The sequence below is a fragment of the Williamsia serinedens genome (assembly GCF_024171725.1).
Classification (GTDB): Bacteria; Actinomycetota; Actinomycetes; order Mycobacteriales; family Mycobacteriaceae; genus Williamsia_A; species Williamsia_A serinedens.
Genome location: NZ_JAMTCG010000001.1, coordinates 772,541 through 788,896, shown reverse-complemented (window position 1 = coordinate 788,896; position 16,356 = coordinate 772,541). Strand labels below are relative to the sequence as shown.

14 protein-coding genes and 1 rRNA gene are annotated in these 16,356 nt (G+C 71.5%); 12 read left to right on the top strand and 3 right to left on the bottom strand.

Going from position 1 to position 16,356, the window contains the following annotated elements; genetic code table 11:
- Both rrf and LX12_RS03630 read left to right on the top strand, forming a co-directional pair.
- Positions 1-85 (top strand): 5S ribosomal RNA (gene rrf / locus LX12_RS22375); the annotation flags it as partial.
- 88 nt (positions 86-173) lie between these two features.
- Entirely contained in the window at positions 174-524 is a 351-nt protein-coding gene (locus tag LX12_RS03630) for a nitroreductase/quinone reductase family protein (RefSeq protein ID WP_253653105.1), read from the top strand.
- 13 nt (positions 525-537) lie between these two features.
- Here LX12_RS03630 and LX12_RS03625 read toward each other — a convergent pair whose 3' ends face one another.
- The gene (locus tag LX12_RS03625) at positions 538-2,382 is read right to left on the bottom strand and encodes a flavin-containing monooxygenase (RefSeq protein ID WP_253653104.1); all 1,845 of its coding nucleotides are present in this window, start codon (positions 2,380-2,382) and stop codon (positions 538-540) included.
- Positions 2,383-2,512: 130 nt separating this feature from the next.
- On the opposite strand from LX12_RS03625, the gene LX12_RS03620 reads away from it, so the two are divergent.
- Positions 2,513-3,826, top strand: a complete 1,314-nt coding sequence (locus LX12_RS03620; RefSeq protein ID WP_253653103.1) for a GAF domain-containing protein — start codon at positions 2,513-2,515, stop codon at positions 3,824-3,826.
- On the opposite strand, the gene LX12_RS03615 is transcribed toward LX12_RS03620, so the two are convergent.
- Positions 3,823-4,266 (bottom strand): hypothetical protein, encoded by a 444-nt coding sequence (locus tag LX12_RS03615; protein WP_253653102.1) that lies wholly within the window; start codon positions 4,264-4,266, stop codon positions 3,823-3,825. The genes LX12_RS03620 and LX12_RS03615 overlap by 4 nt on opposite strands.
- Complete coding sequence (locus tag LX12_RS03610) at positions 4,263-5,429, bottom strand: molybdopterin-dependent oxidoreductase (protein ID WP_253653184.1); 1,167 nt, start codon at positions 5,427-5,429, stop codon at positions 4,263-4,265. Before LX12_RS03610 ends, LX12_RS03615 begins: the two co-directional genes overlap by 4 nt.
- A 180-nt stretch (positions 5,430-5,609) precedes the next feature.
- Here LX12_RS03610 and LX12_RS03605 point away from each other — a divergent pair, with 180 nt between their 5' ends.
- From LX12_RS03605 to LX12_RS03565, 9 genes are all read left to right on the top strand, one after another.
- Complete coding sequence (locus tag LX12_RS03605) at positions 5,610-7,802, top strand: HAD-IIA family hydrolase (RefSeq protein WP_372504910.1); 2,193 nt, start codon at positions 5,610-5,612, stop codon at positions 7,800-7,802.
- Positions 7,799-8,071, top strand: coding sequence for a hypothetical protein (locus LX12_RS03600; protein WP_253653100.1), 273 nt, complete (start codon positions 7,799-7,801; stop codon positions 8,069-8,071). Before LX12_RS03605 ends, LX12_RS03600 begins: the two co-directional genes overlap by 4 nt.
- A 22-nt stretch (positions 8,072-8,093) precedes the next feature.
- On the top strand, positions 8,094-8,921 hold the full coding sequence (locus LX12_RS03595; RefSeq protein WP_253653099.1) for a TlyA family RNA methyltransferase: 828 nt from the start codon (positions 8,094-8,096) through the stop codon (positions 8,919-8,921).
- Positions 8,918-9,880: an NAD kinase gene (locus tag LX12_RS03590; RefSeq protein ID WP_253653098.1), complete on the top strand. Its 963-nt coding sequence runs from the start codon at positions 8,918-8,920 to the stop codon at positions 9,878-9,880. Before LX12_RS03595 ends, LX12_RS03590 begins: the two co-directional genes overlap by 4 nt.
- A gap of 1 nt (position 9,881) precedes the next feature.
- On the top strand, positions 9,882-11,648 hold the full coding sequence (gene recN / locus LX12_RS03585) for a DNA repair protein RecN (protein ID WP_253653097.1): 1,767 nt from the start codon (positions 9,882-9,884) through the stop codon (positions 11,646-11,648).
- 95 nt (positions 11,649-11,743) lie between these two features.
- Entirely contained in the window at positions 11,744-12,931 is a 1,188-nt protein-coding gene (gene steA / locus LX12_RS03580; RefSeq protein WP_253653096.1) for a putative cytokinetic ring protein SteA, read from the top strand.
- Positions 12,932-12,934: 3 nt separating this feature from the next.
- Positions 12,935-13,846, top strand: coding sequence for a copper transporter (locus tag LX12_RS03575; protein WP_253653095.1), 912 nt, complete (start codon positions 12,935-12,937; stop codon positions 13,844-13,846).
- A 113-nt stretch (positions 13,847-13,959) separates the two neighbouring features.
- Positions 13,960-15,723, top strand: a complete 1,764-nt coding sequence (gene pyrG, locus LX12_RS03570) for a CTP synthase (RefSeq protein WP_253653094.1) — start codon at positions 13,960-13,962, stop codon at positions 15,721-15,723.
- The gene (locus tag LX12_RS03565; protein WP_253653093.1) at positions 15,720-16,352 is read left to right on the top strand and encodes an NUDIX domain-containing protein; all 633 of its coding nucleotides are present in this window, start codon (positions 15,720-15,722) and stop codon (positions 16,350-16,352) included. Before pyrG ends, LX12_RS03565 begins: the two co-directional genes overlap by 4 nt.
- The last annotated feature ends 4 nt before the right edge of the window (positions 16,353-16,356 follow it).

Sequence of the window (16,356 nt, the reverse complement as noted above, 5' to 3'; positions counted from 1 at the left end):
CCCCATTCCGAACCCGGAAGCTAAGCCCTCCAGCGCCGATGGTACTGCACCCTAACCAGTGTGGGAGAGTAGGACACCGCCGAACACAACATCCCGACAAGGCCTCTGAACTGCGGTTCAGGGGCCTTGTCGCATGTGTGGGGTCGATCGGTGCCGGCGCGTACGATCCGCCCATGACCCTGTTCCAGCGCGTGGCCAACGGCGCCAACAAGGCGGTCTTCCCGCTCCTCCGAGTCCCGGGACTGGCCGGCCTGCTCGGCAGGTCGATGGTCGTTCTCGAGTACACCGGCCGGAAGTCGGGACGGACGATCCGGCTGCCGGTCAACTACAGGCAGAAGGGCGACACCGTGACCGTCACGGTGGCCGCGCCCGGCCAGAAGTCGTGGTGGAAGAACTTCTCCGGGGACGGCGCACCCATCACTGTCGAGTACCCGGGCGGTGGCCGGCGCACGGGACACGCCACCACGCGGACCAATGACAAAGGGTGGCGCCAGGTCGTCATCGACCTGGCACCACCCTCGTAGTCGTCACCACACCTCAGCTGAGGTGGTGCACCTCCTGCAGTCCGTACACCGGCGTCTCCATGCCCTCGTACCGGGCTTTCAGCTGCAGGGCGAGGTAGAGCGAGTAGTGGCGTGACTGGTGCAGGTTGCCGCCGTGGAACCACAGGTTCTCCTGCTGCGTCGGCTTCCACATGTTGCGCTGCTCGCCCTCCCACGGCCCGGGGTCCTTGGTGGTGTCCGAGCCCAGACCCCAGACCTTGCCGACCTTGTCGGCGACGTCCTGGCCGATGAGGTCCGCAGCCCATCCGTTCATCGAGCCGTACCCGGTCGCGTAGACGACGACGTCGGCCGGCAGTTCCGTCCCGTCACCGAGGACCACCGAGTCCTCGGTGAGGTGGTCGACCTGTCCGTGGGCGAGCTTTATCGTGCCGTCGGCGACCATCTCCGCGGCGCCGACGTCGATGTAGTACCCCGACCCACGTCGGAGGTACTTCATGAACAGTCCCGAGCCGTCGTCGCCCCAGTCGTGGCGGAAGCCTGCCGCCTCGAGCCGGTCGTAGAAGTCCCTGTCACGCTCGCGGATCGCGTCGTAGATCGGGATCTGGAACTCGTGCATGATCCGGTAGGGCAGCGAGGCGAAGGTCAGGTCCGCCTTCTCGGTGGTCATGCCGGACGCGACAGCCCGTTCCGAGTAAAGGTCGCCGAGACCCAGGTCCATGAGGGACTCCGACTTGACGATGTGCGTCGAGGACCGCTGCACCATGGTGACGTCCGCGCCGTGCTCGACGAGTGCCTTGCAGATGTCGTGCGCGGAGTTGTTCGACCCGACGACGACGGCACGCTTGCCGGCGTACGCATCCGGGCCGGGATGTGCACTCGAGTGGTGCTGGTCGCCGCGGAACACCTCCATGCCGGGGAAGTCGGGGACGTTGGGCTTCCCGGACATGCCGGTCGCCAGGACGAGGTGCTCCGGGTGCAGGGTGAGGCGCTCGCCGTCACGGTCGAGTTCGACCGTCCACCGCTTGCTCTCCTCGTCGAACGACGCCGACAGGCAGGTGGTCGAGCCCCAGTAGGGGACCTCCATCACCCGCGTGTAGAACTCCAGCCAGTCACCGATCTTGTCCTTCGGCGCGAACACCGGCCAGTTCTCCGGGAACGGCAGGTAGGGAAGGTGGTCGTACCAGACCGGATCGTGCAGGCACAGGGACTTGTACCGGCCGCGCCACTGATCGCCCGGACGTTCGTGCTTGTCGACGACGATCGCGGGGACGCCGAGCTGCCGCAGCCGCGCACCGAGTGCGATACCGCCCTGCCCGCCGCCGATGATCAGGGTGTGCGGCTGGATCGTGCGACCGAGCTCGCGCTCCTCCGCCTCCCGCCGCTCCGCCCACGAGCGTGGGTCCTCCGACTGGCCGTGTACCGCGCCCATCACGCGACGGGTGCCCTGCGGCTCCTCGTGCCCGGTGAGCTCGCGCAGGGTCGTCAGCAGGGTCCAGGCACGGTCCTCGCCGTCGTCGTCGCGGCTGATGCGGATGTGCCCCTTGCCGGTCCCGACCGCGGTGCGGAACTCGATGAAGGCCGACACCACGCCGCCGTCCTCGGTGGCCGGCTCCAGGGTGGCGAAGCCGGACGGGTCGGTGTCGTCGAGGCGGGCCTCGAGCATCGCGCCGATCGCCTCGCGGCCCTCCGACGTGCGCAGATTCCACGTGAACGAGACCAGGTCCCGCCAGAAGCTGTCCACCCGGAACAACTCGGTGACGCCCGCGACGTCCCGCGCGCGGAGCCTCGACTCGAACGTCGCGAGCCACCGGTCCATCCGGTCCTGGGGTGTCTGCTGCTCGGGGGTGTCGGCGAGTGCCGGGTCCAGCGTCTGCGTCATCGTGCTCCTCCATGTGTGCGATGTGATGCAGAGCACACGCCCCGGTAGGTGGGGGCGGCAACCGTTGCGAGGCGTTGCATCCGTGCCGGTCGTTGCCGCCGGATGTGACCGGGAGCACACTGGGGTCACCATGCCGAGCCCGTCCGCGACCCGCACACCACCGACCGCACCGGAACCCGCGATCCAGGCGGGAGACGACCCGCGCCACCACGCGGAGGTGCTCTCGGCCGTCTACGACGCACGCATGTCGGGGACGCGGGCACCGGCCCGGCCCCGCGACGTCATCGACGACTCGTGGCGCCGACTGCTCGCCGACGGTGCCGACCCCGACCGGATGGCGCGGTCGACGCCCGACCCGGAGATCATCGACCTCGACCAGGAGCGTCGGGCGTCCGGTCTCGACGAGGTGATCGACGAGATGACCGCCGGCCTCGGCGCCGTGACCACCGACGGCGACAACATCGTCGTCGTGGCCGACCGCGCCGGTCGCGTCCTGTGGCGCAGCGGGTCGCCGCGGGTGCTGTCCCGGGCCGACCGCCTCGGCTTCGTGGAGGGCGCGAGCTGGGCGGAGGGCAGCGTCGGCACCAACGCGATCGGCACCGCGCTGGTCGCCGGGTCCGCGGTGCAGGTCTTCTCGGCCGAGCACTTCACCCGCACCCATCACACCTGGACCTGTACCGGCGCACCGATCCGCGACGCCCGGACCGGCGAGGTCCTCGGCGTGGTCGACGTCAGCGGGCCCGCGGCGACCATCCACCCGACGACGCTCGCGCTCGTCGACGCGGTCGCGCGACTCGCCGAGTCACGACTGCGCGAGGTGCACCGACGCAGCCTCGATCGTCTGCGGACCGTCGCCGCGCCGATGCTCGCGCGAATGGCCGGGCGCGCTGTCGCCGTGGACGACCACGGTTGGGTCGCCGCCGTTGACGGCATCGACTCCGGGGCGCGACTGACCCTCCCGCACGAGATCGGACCCGGCCGGGCCATGCTGCCGGACCTCGGCTCCTGCGACCTCGACCCGCTGCCGGGTGGCTGGCTGATCCGGCTCGCCGACGCCGACGGCGACATGGCCGAGCAGGCGACCACGCTCGTCGTCGACCTGTGTTCGGACCGCGATCCGTCGGTGCGGGTGGTCGGGCCGATGGGCAGTTGGACGCAGACCGTGTCGCCGCGGCACGCCGAGATCCTCTACCTGCTGTCCCTGCACGCCCCGGCGGGCCGGACCGCGGGCGACCTCGCGGCGGACCTGTTCGGCGACGCTTCGCGGGTCGTCACCGTGCGCGCCGAGATGTCGCGCCTGCGGCGGCAGTTGTCCGGCCTCGTCGCGGGCAGCCCGTACCGGTTCGTCGCCGGGCTCGACGTCGAGGTGTCCGTGCCCGCCGATCCCGCGCATCTCCTGCCGCGATCGACCGCGCCGGCCATCCGGCACGCGCGGTTGGCCTAGGCTGCGGCCTCGCTCGACGACGCCCGACGGTGCGCCGAGCGGTGGTTGCGGATCGCCACCGCGGCCGCGAGCACCCAGATGAGCACCACGGCGATCGTGAGGCCGAGTCCGTAGGGGCGGTCGAGAATGGTCGGGTTCATCGGTCGCTCGCCCGCGGGACGCGGGGACAGCACAGGCAGGGCCAGCACGACGAGAACGAGTGTCGCCGCCGTCGCCACCAGGAGCGGCGCCCACAGCGTCGACGGCAGCAGCCGCGACCCGGCGTGCCCGAGGATCGAATAGGTGGGCGCGAGAATCGCGTCGTGGACCAACAGTCCCGCGACCGCCCAGATGACGATCGACAGCTGATCACGCGGGGTGAAGTCGGTGATGAGCGTGACGCCGTACGCGGCCATACCGATGCCGACGAGCACGAGGAGCACACGGACCGCGGCGGTCACAGGACCTCGATCCGCGAGAGCCACTTCGTCTGCAGCACGCCCGGCCGATTCGGCGCGATCAGCCGACAGGGGAAACCGTGGTCGAGGTTCAGTTCCTCGTCGTTCAGCCGCAGAGCGATCAGGGTGTCGTCGGCGTCGGCGAAGTTCGCCGGCAGCACCGACACCCCGTACAGGCCGCGGTCGAGCGAGACCATCCGCGTGTCCCGCCCGCCACGGTGGCCGGCTCGGGCGAGAAGGTCCCGCAGCCGGACGCCGGTCCACGTCGCCGAGGCGCTCCACCCCTCGACGCAGGCGATCGGAAGCTCGCGGGTCGTCTGCGGCATCGCACGCAGGTCGTCGAGGGTCAGCGGGGTCTCCCGTCCCGCGACGGCAAGCGTCAGCCGATAGTCGGCGCCGCGCACGCCGTCGGTGATGTTCGCCTGCTGCGCGGTGCGGTTCACCGGCAGGCCCTGCGGTCCCTCACCGGAGCGCGGCGCGAGGAAGGAGATCCATCGGGCGAACGGCAGCGACTGCCCGACGACGGCGACCGCGGCGAGGCCGGTGATCGCCCAGGTGCTGCGCAGGACCGTTCGGCGCGTGAGAGCACCGACGTGGTCGGGGCGGGTGGGCGCGGGAGCCGGTGACCCGTCGGGCGGGGTCTCCGGTGCGTCCAGGGGTTCACCGAGCGCTCTGCGGATCACCGGCAGCTTCACCGCGATGTGGACCAGGATCGCGCCGATCGCGATCCACGCCGTGGCGTAGTGGGTGGTGGTGAAGAAGAACGTCCACGGGTACCACTGCGCGATGTTGAGCAGCCCGGTGAACAGCTGGAAGATGGCGGCGACGACGAGGACGGTGATCGACGCGCGTTCGAGTAGACGCACCGGCGACCCGATCCGCGGTCGCGCGAACAACTTCGGGTAGACCGTGCCCAGCTTCACCAGCAGGAGCGGGATGGCCGCCACTCCGGTGGTGACGTGCAGGCCCTGGGTGAACCGGTAGAGCCATGACGGCTGCGTCGGCCACCAGAACCATCCCGGCGGGTGCTGGATCCAGTGGCTCAGCAGGCCGGTGACGAAGCAGATCCCGAAGCAGATCCCCAGGGCGACACCGACCCGCGCCGTGAGGTGGGCACCCCGGACCGGGCTGCGGGGCCTCTCGTCGAGACCGACGGTCTCGAGCAGGCGATCGATCCTGTCGGCGACGCGCACCCGTCGAGCGTACGTGCGCGACCGCGTGTGTCGGAGGAGGTCGCCCGCGGCGATATGCTGACCCCGCAACTTCACAGGGTGTGTCCGAGCAGGGTGCCGGACGAGTCCACGATCGCGTGGGTGTCCGTGTGTGTCAGGAGCAGAGGGATCGAGATGAGCGACGACCGCCGTGGACCGCATCGCCGGAGCGAGAACACCCGCACCGACCGCCCGAACCGCTCCCAGTCCGATCGGTCCCGGTCCGATCGATCCCGATCGGGTCGACCCGAGTCCGGTCGCGGACAGTTCGACCGGCCGCACCGCGGCGGCGGCCGACCCTCCGACAGTCGTGGCACCGTGCGCCGGGACGAGCCCGCGCTGCCCGACGACGTCACCCCGCAGGACCTCGACGGCGAGGTGCGGCGTGACCTCAAGACGCTCGACCGCACCAACGCCGACGCCGTCGCCCGTCACCTGGTGATGGTGTCCCGTCTGCTCGAGGACGACCCGGCCGCGGCGCTGCTGCACGCGCGGGCCGCACGGGGACGCGCCGGACGCATCGCCGTCGTGCGCGAGACGGCCGGGATCGCCGCCTACAACGCGGGCGAGTGGTCGGAGGCGCTGTCGGAACTGCGTGCGGCACGGCGCATGTCGGGCAGCACGGTGCTGCTCCCGCTGATGGCCGACTGCGAACGCGGCCTCGGACACCCCGAGCGCGCCATCGACATCGCGCGCAGCGAGGAGGGCCGCGCCCTCACCGGCGACGAGGCACTCGAGATGCGGATCGTCGAGTCGGGTGCGCGTCTCGACCTCGGCGACCCCGAGAAGGCCGTCGTCACACTGCAGTCGGAGAACCTCGACCCCGCCCAGCACGGCACCGGTCAGGCACGGCTGTTCTACGCCTACGCCACCGCACTGCACGCCGCCGGTCGCGAGGACGACGCGGTCACCTGGTTCATGAACGCCGCCGCGGCCGACGAGGACGACGTCACCGACGCGGAGCTGCGCCTGATGGAGATCACCGATCCCGAGCAGTTCGCCGCGGTGTACGGCGACGACAGCGTCGACGCCGGGGACGTCGCCCCGGTCGACGACATCGCGGCGCCGGCGGACGTGGAGATCGCGCCGGCGCCACCGACCCGGCCGGAGGACGTCTCCGTCGACGACGCGGACGACCCCGTGGCGGTCCCCGCGGCCGACACCCCGGACGTCGTCGAGACCGCGGACGTCGTCGAGAGCCCCGACGCCGCGCCTACCGAGACCCCGGACGTCCCTGCCGAGACCCCGGCGGCCCCGGTCGAGACCGAGGCGGCCACCGGCGACACCCCGGCGGTGTCCGAGTCGGCGCTCGTCGCCGGGTACGACGCGGTGTTCGCCGACCTCGACGGCACCCTGTTCGCCGGCAGCGCACCGGTCGACCATGCGGTGGCGACGGTGGAGGCGCTGACGGTCCCGATCTACTTCGTGACGAACAACGCCAGCCGTCGGCCCGCGGAGGTCGCCGCGCATCTCGAGGACCTCGGCTTCCGCGCCGACGCCGAGCGTGTCGTCACCAGCGCGCAGACCGCCGCCCGACTGCTCGCCGAGCACGTCGAACCGGGCTCGCGCGCGCTGGTCGTCGGGACCGACGGCCTCGTGCAGGAGGTGCGCGAGGTGGGCATCGCGACCACGCGCAGCGCCGACGACCGGCCGGTGGCGGTCATCCAGGGGCACAACCCCGAGACCGGCTGGGCGCAGCTGTCGGAGGCGGCGCTCGCCATCCGGGCGGGTGCGCTGTGGATCGCGTGCAACACCGACGCGACGCTGCCCTCGGAACGGGGACTGCTGGTCGGCAACGGATCGATGGTTGCGGCTGTGGCATCGGCGACCGGCGCGACGCCCATCGTCGCGGGCAAGCCCGCCGCGCCCCACATGCAGGACGTGTTGACCCGCAGCGGCGCGTCGCGGCCGATCGTCGTCGGGGACCGCCTCGACACCGACATCGCCGGCGCGAACGCGGTCGGGCTCGACAGTCTGCTCGTGCTGACCGGCGTGAGTTCTCTCGCCGACGCGATCTGCGCCGTCGCGGACTCGCGACCGACCCATGTCGCCGCCGACCTCACCGGGCTGCTCGCCGACGCCGACCTCGCGGCCGTCGGGGCCGACGACTGCTGGGACGTGCGGGTCGACGGCACGACCATCCGGGTCGCCGCAGGCGAGGGCGCCGACGAGGCGGCGTTCCCGGGTGCGGTGCTCGCGGCCGCGTGGGCGGACGACGCGTTCGTCGACGTCGCGGCCGCCGATCTCACGGTCGTCACCGACGACGACACGGCCGCCGCGGCCGCGCGACGGTACGGCCTGTCCTCCGATAGCGTTGAGCGGTCATGACCTTCCCGTCCCCCGCGCAGATGCCGGGTTCGCGTCCGGCCCCCGGTGCCGCGGTGCCCGCGGGCACCGACGTCGACCCGACCGAGCTCTCCGCGCAGATCGCCGAGATCACCGATCGCATCGACGCGATCGCCGCGGAGGCGACCGGTGACCCCGACGACACCGAGGCGGTCGGTGCGCACATCGCCGCGCTCGACGCGACCGCGGACCTCGTCGACCGCGCTCACGGCCTGCTCACCGACGCACTCGACCGCCTCGACCGGGTCTGAGCACGCACGTGGGTCGTCTCTGATGGCGCCGCGCGCCCGACTGGACGCCGAGTTGGTCCGTCGCGGGCTGGCCCGGTCCCGTGAGCAGGCCCAGACACTCATCGCCGAGGGCGTCGTGACCGTCAACGGTGTCGCCGCGACCAAGGCCGCGACGAACGTCGGACGGGACACACCGATCGTCGTGACCGTCGACGACGGTGACGACTGGGCATCACGCGGCGCGCACAAGCTGCTCGGCGCACTCGAGGCGTTCGGGCCGTCGGGACTCGTCGTCGACGGTCGCCGGTGTCTCGACGCCGGCGCGTCGACCGGCGGCTTCACCGACGTCCTGCTGCGGCACGGCGCGCGCGTGGTCGTCGCGGCCGACGTCGGCTACGGCCAGCTGGTGTGGCGTCTGCAGACCGACGACCGGGTCGACGTCCGCGATCGTGTCAACGTCCGCCACCTCGACGCCGAGCAGATCGGCGGTCCGGTCGACCTCGTCGTCGCCGACCTGTCGTTCATCTCGCTGCGTCTCGTCCTGCCCGCGTTCGCCGCCTGCGTCGCCGACGGCGGGGACGTCGTGCCGATGGTCAAGCCGCAGTTCGAGGTGGGCAAGGAACGGGTGGGGTCCGGGGGAGTGGTCCGCGACCCGGCGCTGCGTGCCGAGGCGGTGACCGACGTCGCGCAGGCGGCGGCGGCGCACGGGATGCGGACGCTCGGCGTGGTGGCGAGCCCGCTGCCGGGCCCGTCGGGAAATGTTGAATACTTCCTGTGGCTGCGCCGCACCGCGGGGGCCGCGACGGACGGCCCGCTCGACGAGGCCACCCGGGCGGCGATCACCTCCGCGATCGAGAAGGGACCCCAGTGACCCAGTCCGGCCCGCGTGAGTTCCTGGTGGTCGCCCACACCGGGCGGGAGATCGTGACCGACACCATCGCCGCCATCACGCGCCACTGTGTCGGCGCCGACATCAAGCTCCGCGTCGTCGAACACGACATCTCCGGTGGTTACCACGGCCAGCGGTGGATCGGCCCGACCGCGCATCCCGTCGACCCCGCGCAGCTGCGCGACATGGGCGCCGACGTCGCGGTGGCCAGCGGCGACGAGGAGTCGGCCGCGGGGTGCGAGCTCGTCATCGTGCTCGGGGGCGACGGCACGTTCCTCCGTGCGGCCGAACTCGCCTATCCCGCAGGCATTCCCGTGCTCGGCATCAACCTCGGGCACATCGGCTTCCTCGCCGAGGCGGAGGCGAACCGCATCGACGAGGTCATGGCGCTGCTCGTCGCGGGCAACTACGCCGTCGAGGAACGCATGACCCTCGACATCACCGTCCTCGACGGGGACACCGTCATCGGGGCGAGCTGGGCGGTCAACGAGGCCAGCATCCAGAACCCCACGAACCAGGGTGTGCTGGAGATGGTGACCGAGGTCGACGGGCGTCCGGTCGCCTCCTACGGCGCCGACGGCGTGCTGGTCTCCACACCGACCGGGTCCACCGCGTACGCCTTCTCGGCGGGTGGCCCGGTGATGTGGCCGGACCTCGAGGCCATCCTCGTGGTGCCCTCGAACGCCCACGCGTTGTTCACCCGTCCCCTGGTGACAAGTCCCGCCTCGGTCATCGCCATCGAGGTGGAACGGTCACGGCAGCATGCCATCGTGTCGTGTGACGGCCGCCGGACCCTCGAGGTCCCGGCCGGTGCCCGCATCGAGGTGGTGCGGGGTGCCCAGTCGCTGCGGTGGGTGCGGATCGACTCCGACCCGTTCGCCGACCGGCTGGTCACCAAGTTCGATCTGCCCGTCACCGGGTGGCGGGGGAGGCAGGTGTGACGTGCTCGAGGAACTGACGATCAGCGGGCTCGGGGTCATCGAGAACGCGGCCGCGGAGTTCGACGCGGGCTTCACGGTGCTCACCGGCGAGACCGGTGCCGGCAAGACGATGGTGGTGACGAGCCTGCACCTGCTGTCGGGGGCACGGGCCGACGGCGCCCGCGTGCGCGCCGGTGCCGACAAGGCCGTGGTCGAGGGACGCTTCCGCGTCGACGAGGCGCCGGCGGAGGTCGCGGAGCTGCTCGAGTCCACCGGCGCACTGCTCGACGACGACGACACCGTCATCGCCGCGCGGTCGGTGACCGCGGAGGGGCGGTCCCGCGCACACCTCGGCGGGCGATCGGTGCCCGCGGGGACGCTCGGCGGTTTCACCACCTCGCTGCTCGCCATCCACGGCCAGAACGACCAGCTGCGGCTCGTCCGCCCCGACCACCAGCGCGACGCCCTCGACCGGTTCGGCGGCAAGCCCGTCGCCAAGGCGCGCACCGCCTACGACGCCGCCCGCGCCCGCTGGGTCGCCGCCGTCGACCTGCTGGAGGAGCGACGCGCCAACTCCCGCGAACGCGCCCAGGAGGCCGACCGGCTGCGGTACGCCCTCGACGAGATCGACGCCGTCGGACCGAACCCGGGCGAGGACGAGGAGCTGTCGGCGCTGGTGACCCGTCTCGGTGACCTCGAGGCCGTGCGGTCGGTCGCCGCGACCGCGCACGGCGCGATCACCGGCGAGGCCGGACCCGACGACGCCGGTGACCCCGACGCCCCGGCCGTGCTCGACCTGCTGGGGCAGGTGCGCTCGCAGCTGTCGTCGACGTCGGAGTCGACGCTGCAGGGCCTGCTCCCGCGCGTCGAGGAGGCGCTGTCGGTGGTCGGCGACATCGGTGAGGAGCTCGCGGGTTTCCTGCACGGGCTGCCCGCCGACGCCAGCGAGCTGGAGAAGGTCCTCGCCCGGCAGGCCGAGCTGAAGAACCTGGTGCGCAAGTACGCCCCCGACATCGACGGCGTCATCGCCTGGCGCGACGACGCCCGTCGCCGCCTCGCCGCGATCGACGACTCGTCGGTGTCGATCGAGTCCCTCGAGGCCGACGCCCGCGACGCGGCCGACGACCTCCGGACGGCCGCGACCGCGCTCACCGCCGCCCGGACGAAGGCCGCGGCGACCCTGGGCACCAAGGTGACCGCCGAGCTGAAGGGGCTGGCGATGTCGGGCGCGACGCTCGCCGTCACCGTCACTCCCGACGAGGCGGGGGAGAACGACACCCGCGCACTCGACGTCGGTGGGAAGCGGTGCCACGCCGGGTCGTCCGGTGTCGACCGTGTCGAGTTCACCCTGGCGGCGCACTCCGCCGCGCCCGCGATGCCCATCGCCCGGTCCGCGTCGGGTGGTGAGCTCTCGCGGGTCATGCTCGCGCTCGAGGTCGTGCTCGCGGGTCCCGGCAGCGGGTCGACGATGGTGTTCGACGAGGTCGACGCCGGCGTCGGTGGTCGGGCCGCGGTCGAGATCGGCCGGCGGCTCGCCGCGTTGGCACGCAACCACCAGGTCATCGTCGTCACCCACCTTCCGCAGGTCGCGGCGTTCGCCGACCACCACATCGTCATCGGCAAGACGACGGGCAAGGCCAAGGTCACCAGCTCGGTCACCACCCTCGACCGCGACGGAAGGGTCGCCGAACTGGCGCGGATGCTCGCCGGTCTCGGCGACTCCGACACCGGTCGCGCGCACGCCGAGGAACTCCTCGACACCGCCGAGGGCGAGAAGGCCGCGAGCTGACCTGTCGGACACCTGTGTTACTCGTGTGACAAAAGTTTCGTGAGTTACGGCGTGGCGCCGATGTGACGCATGGTGTCAGGGTGACCATGGGCGTCATGAAGATGCCTGCCCTGCTCTCGCGCACCGCCGACACCCTGCCCGGCGTCATCGGGATCGCCCGGATCGACAAGAACACGTCCCGGTTGCTGGAGCGGGTCGGTCCGGGGGACGTCGTCATCCTCGACGAACAGGACCTCGACCGCATCACCGCGGACGCGCTGGTCGCCGCCGACGTCACCGCCGTCGTGAACGCGTCGCCGTCGATCTCCGGCCGCTACCCGAACCTGGGTCCCGAGGTGCTCGTCGCGTCCGGCATCACCCTCATCGACGACGTCGGCCCCGAGGTGTTCCGTCGGGTCAAGGACGGCGCCAAGGTGCGCCTCGACGAGGGTGACGTCTACGTCGGCTCCAACAAGCTGGCCCGCGGCACCGAGCTCGGCGAGCGTGAGGTCGCGCGCCTGATGATCGAGGCGAAGTCCGGTCTCGTCGACCACCTGGAGGCGTTCTCCGGCAACACCATCGAGTACATCCGCAGCGAGTCGCCGCTCATCATCGACGGTGTCGGCGTGCCCGAGGTCGACATCGACATGACGGGCAGGCATGTCGTCGTCGTCGGTGACGGCCCCGACCACGAGGCGGACCTCAAGCGCATCAAGCCGTTCATCAAGGAGTACGCACCGGTGCTCGTCGGCGTCGACGGTGGTGCCGACACCCTGATGCGCGCCGGCTACCGGCCCGACCTGATCGTCGGTGACCCCGAGGTCATGCGCTCGTCGACCCTGAAGTCCGGCGCCCAGGTGGTGCTGCCGGCCGATCCCGACGGTCACGCCATCGGGCTCGAGCGCATCCAGGATCTCGGCGTCGGTGCGATGACGTTCCCGGCCGTCGGGTCGCCCACCGATCTCGCGCTGCTGCTCGTCGACCACCACGGCGCCGCGCTCGTCGTCACCGTCGGCGCGTCGGCGTCGCTGGAGGACTTCTTCGACCGCAGCCGCCGGGAGTCGAACCCGTCGACGTTCCTCACCCGTCTCAAGGTCGGTCACAAGCTGGTCGACGCGAAAGCCGTTGCCACGCTGTACCGCAGCCGTGTCTCGGGTGCCGCGATCGCCCTGCTGATCCTCGCCGCGCTCGCCGCGATCATCGTCGCGGTGGTCATGTCGAACACGGGCACCGAGATCATGGACTGGGCCGTTGCCGAATGGGATCGCGGATACGCCTGGGCGCGGGAACTCTGGAACCGATAGCCGGTGATCTCGCTGCGACAGCACGCGATCTCGCTGGTCGCGGTCTTCCTCGCGCTCGCCGTCGGCGTGGCGCTCGGGTCGGGGTTCGTCGCCGACCGGGTGAACTCCGGCGGCGACTCCGCGTCGTCGTCGCTGCGGTCGCAGAACGACGCCCTCAGCGCGCAGGTCAACGCGTCGGACTCGTTCAACGCCGCGATCGCGCCACGACTGCTGCGGGGCCTGCTGGCCGATCGCAGCGTCGTCGTCGTGACCACGCCCGACGCCGCCGACGCCGACGTGACCGCGGTCAAGCAGATCCTCAACCAGGCCGGAGCCGGGTTCGCCGGTCAGATCGGGCTCACCGACGAGTTGGTCGGTGACACCTCGGCGCAGAAGCTGACGACCATCGTCGACCAGGCGATCCCCGCCGGTGCCCAACTGCGTCCCGAGCTCACCGACTCCGGCGGGCGGGTCGGCGACCTGCTCGGCGCCCTGCTGCTGCGCAGGGTGCAGTCGCCGGCGCAGGTGAACCCCGGCGACGTCACCGCAGGCCTGCAGGCGCTGCGCGAGGGCGGCTACATCTCCTATGTCGACGGATCGGTCTCACCGGGACAGCTCGCCGTGGTCGTCACGGGCGGTGAGCTGCCGGCGAACTCCGGTGCACGGGGACAGCTGGTCGCCCGGTTCGCCGCGTCGTTCGGCGCACGCGGTGCGGGGGCGGTGCTCGCCGGCCGGGCGGGATCGGCCGACGGCGGGTCGCCGGTGGCGGTGGTCCGTTCCGACGGCTCGCTCGCCAAGACCGTCTCCACGGTCGACGACGTGGACACATCGGCCGGGCGGATCGCCGCGGCGCTGGCGTTGGCCGAGGCGCAGCGCGGACGGACCGGGGCATACGGGACCGGCGCCGGTGCGTCGGCTGTGGTGCCCGCCACCTGACCCGTACGGCGCGGCCCGCGTCGTCGGTGCGTCGCGGAACCCCTCTCAGGTGTTACGGTTGAGTCCCGTAGGCGAGCAGGTTTCGGTCCTGCTCCGGCCCCACGGGAGAACCTTTGCGACCACTGCGTCACGGCCATTCGGGCACCAAGCACATCTTCGTCACCGGGGGTGTCGCGTCCTCGCTCGGCAAGGGCCTGACGGCCTCGAGTCTCGGTCAGCTCCTCACCGCACGTGGCCTGCGCGTCACGATGCAGAAGCTCGATCCGTACCTCAACGTCGACCCCGGGACGATGAACCCGTTCCAGCACGGCGAGGTGTTCGTCACCGAGGACGGCGCCGAGACCGACCTCGACGTGGGCCACTACGAGCGCTTCCTCGACCGTGACCTGTCGCAGGACGCGAATGTCACGACGGGACAGGTCTATTCGACCGTCATCGCCAAGGAGCGCCGCGGCGAGTACCTCGGCGACACCGTCCAGGTGATCCCGCACATCACCGACGAGATCAAGAACCGCGTCCTCGCGATGCGCCGGCCGGGCGCCGACGGGCACGAGCCCGACGTCGTCATCACCGAGATCGGCGGCACCGTCGGCGACATCGAGTCGCAGCCGTTCATCGAGGCCGCCCGTCAGATCCGTCACGACGTCGGCCGCGACAACGTGCTGTTCCTGCACGTCTCCCTGGTGCCGTATCTCGCGCCGTCGGGGGAGCTCAAGACCAAGCCGACACAGCACTCGGTCGCCGCACTGCGCAACATCGGCATCCAGCCCGATGCGCTCATCCTGCGCTGCGACCGGGACGTGCCGGAGCCGCTCAAGGACAAGATCGCGCTGATGTGCGACGTCGAGCTCGACGGCGTCATCTCCTGCCCGGACGCACCGTCGATCTACGACATCCCCAAGGTGCTGCACCGCGAGCAGCTCGACGCCTACGTGGTCCGCAAGCTGGGCCTGCCGTTCCGCGACGTCGACTGGACGGTGTGGGGGGACCTGCTCACCCGCGTCCACGAGCCGCGCGAGACCGTCACCGTCGCGCTGGTCGGCAAGTACGTCGACCTGCCGGACGCGTACCTGTCGGTGACCGAGGCGATCCGCGCCGGTGGCTTCGCCGCCCGCGCCAAGACCGAGATCCGCTGGGTCCAGTCCGACGACTGTCAGACCGACGCCGGCGCGGCCGCGCACCTCGGTGACGTCGACGCGATCCTCATCCCCGGCGGCTTCGGCATCCGCGGGATCGAGGGCAAGGTCGGCGCGATCCGCTACGCCCGCCACCGCGGGATCCCGCTGCTCGGGCTGTGTCTCGGCCTGCAGTGCATCGTCATCGAGGCCGCCCGCGAGGCCGGTCTCACGGACGCCAGCTCCGCCGAGTTCGACCCCGACACCGAGCATCCCGTCATCTCCACCATGGCCGACCAGGAACAGGCCGTCGCCGGTGAGGCCGATCTCGGTGGCACGATGCGACTCGGCGCGTATCCCGCTGTGCTGGAACGCGGTTCGATCGTCGCGAACGCATACGGCACCACCGAGGTGTCGGAACGACACCGTCACCGCTACGAGGTCAACAACGCCTACCGGGACAAGATCGCGAGCACCGGCCTGACGTTCAGCGGCACCTCGCCCGATGGGCACCTCGTCGAGTTCGTCGAGTACCCGCGGGAGATCCACCCGTTCCTCGTCGCCACCCAGGCCCACCCCGAGCTGAAGAGCCGCCCCACGCGTCCGCACCCGCTGTTCGCCGCGTTCGTGCGCGCCGCGCTGAAGTACAAGGCGGGCGAGCGGCTTCCGGTGAACGTCCACGGCGACCCCGAGGACGACGAGACCGACGGCCCGACCGCCCCGGCCGGGGCGACCGTGAGCGTCGCCGAAGCGGGCGCATGAGCGACGACTCGCACGCCTACGAGGTCGTCGACTCCCGCACCGTGTACGACGGTGCGATCCTCGCCCTGCGCGTCGACGAGGTGACGATGCCCGGCGGGCGCACCGCGAACCGGGAGGTCGTCGAACACCACGGGGCCGTCGCGATCGTCGCCGTCGACGCCTGGGGTCGGATCGCGACCGTCACCCAGTACCGCCACCCCGTGCAGCGGGCCCTGCGGGAGCTCCCGGCCGGCCTGATGGACTTCGGTGGCGACGAGTCGCCGGTGCAGGCCGCCGCGCGGGAGCTCGTCGAGGAGGTCGGGGTCGAGGCGCAGACGTGGCACTCGCTGGTCGACGTCGCGAGCTCGCCCGGTTTCACCGACGAGGCGCTGCGCGTCTTCCTCGCCCAGGACCTGCGGTCGGTGGATCGTCCGGAGGCCCACGACGAGGAAGCCGACATGCAGATCGACTGGGTCGACCTCGACGAGGCCGTCGCGATGGTGTTCCGCGGCGAGATCGTCAACGTCACCAGCGTCTGTGGCGTGCTGGCCTATGCCCATGCGCTGGCCGCGGAGGTCGAGCTGCGCGGGCCCGACGCCCCCTGGCAGGACCAGCCGACCGCGCTCGACCGTCGGCACGCCGATCGCTGAGTCG

Excerpts from the sequence above, each read along its gene's own strand:
- LX12_RS03605 (WP_372504910.1), top strand. The coding sequence starts at position 5,610 with ATGAGCGACGACCGCCGTGGACCGCATCGCCGGAGCGAGAACACCCGC.
- LX12_RS03565 (WP_253653093.1), top strand. The coding sequence starts at position 15,720 with ATGAGCGACGACTCGCACGCCTACGAGGTCGTCGACTCCCGCACCGTG.
- LX12_RS03620 (WP_253653103.1), top strand. The coding sequence starts at position 2,513 with ATGCCGAGCCCGTCCGCGACCCGCACACCACCGACCGCACCGGAACCC.
- LX12_RS03630 (WP_253653105.1), top strand. The coding sequence starts at position 174 with ATGACCCTGTTCCAGCGCGTGGCCAACGGCGCCAACAAGGCGGTCTTC.
- steA (WP_253653096.1), top strand. The coding sequence starts at position 11,744 with ATGAAGATGCCTGCCCTGCTCTCGCGCACCGCCGACACCCTGCCCGGC.
- LX12_RS03625 (WP_253653104.1), bottom strand. The coding sequence starts at position 2,382 with ATGACGCAGACGCTGGACCCGGCACTCGCCGACACCCCCGAGCAGCAG.
- LX12_RS03600 (WP_253653100.1), top strand. The coding sequence starts at position 7,799 with ATGACCTTCCCGTCCCCCGCGCAGATGCCGGGTTCGCGTCCGGCCCCC.
- LX12_RS03595 (WP_253653099.1), top strand. The coding sequence starts at position 8,094 with ATGGCGCCGCGCGCCCGACTGGACGCCGAGTTGGTCCGTCGCGGGCTG.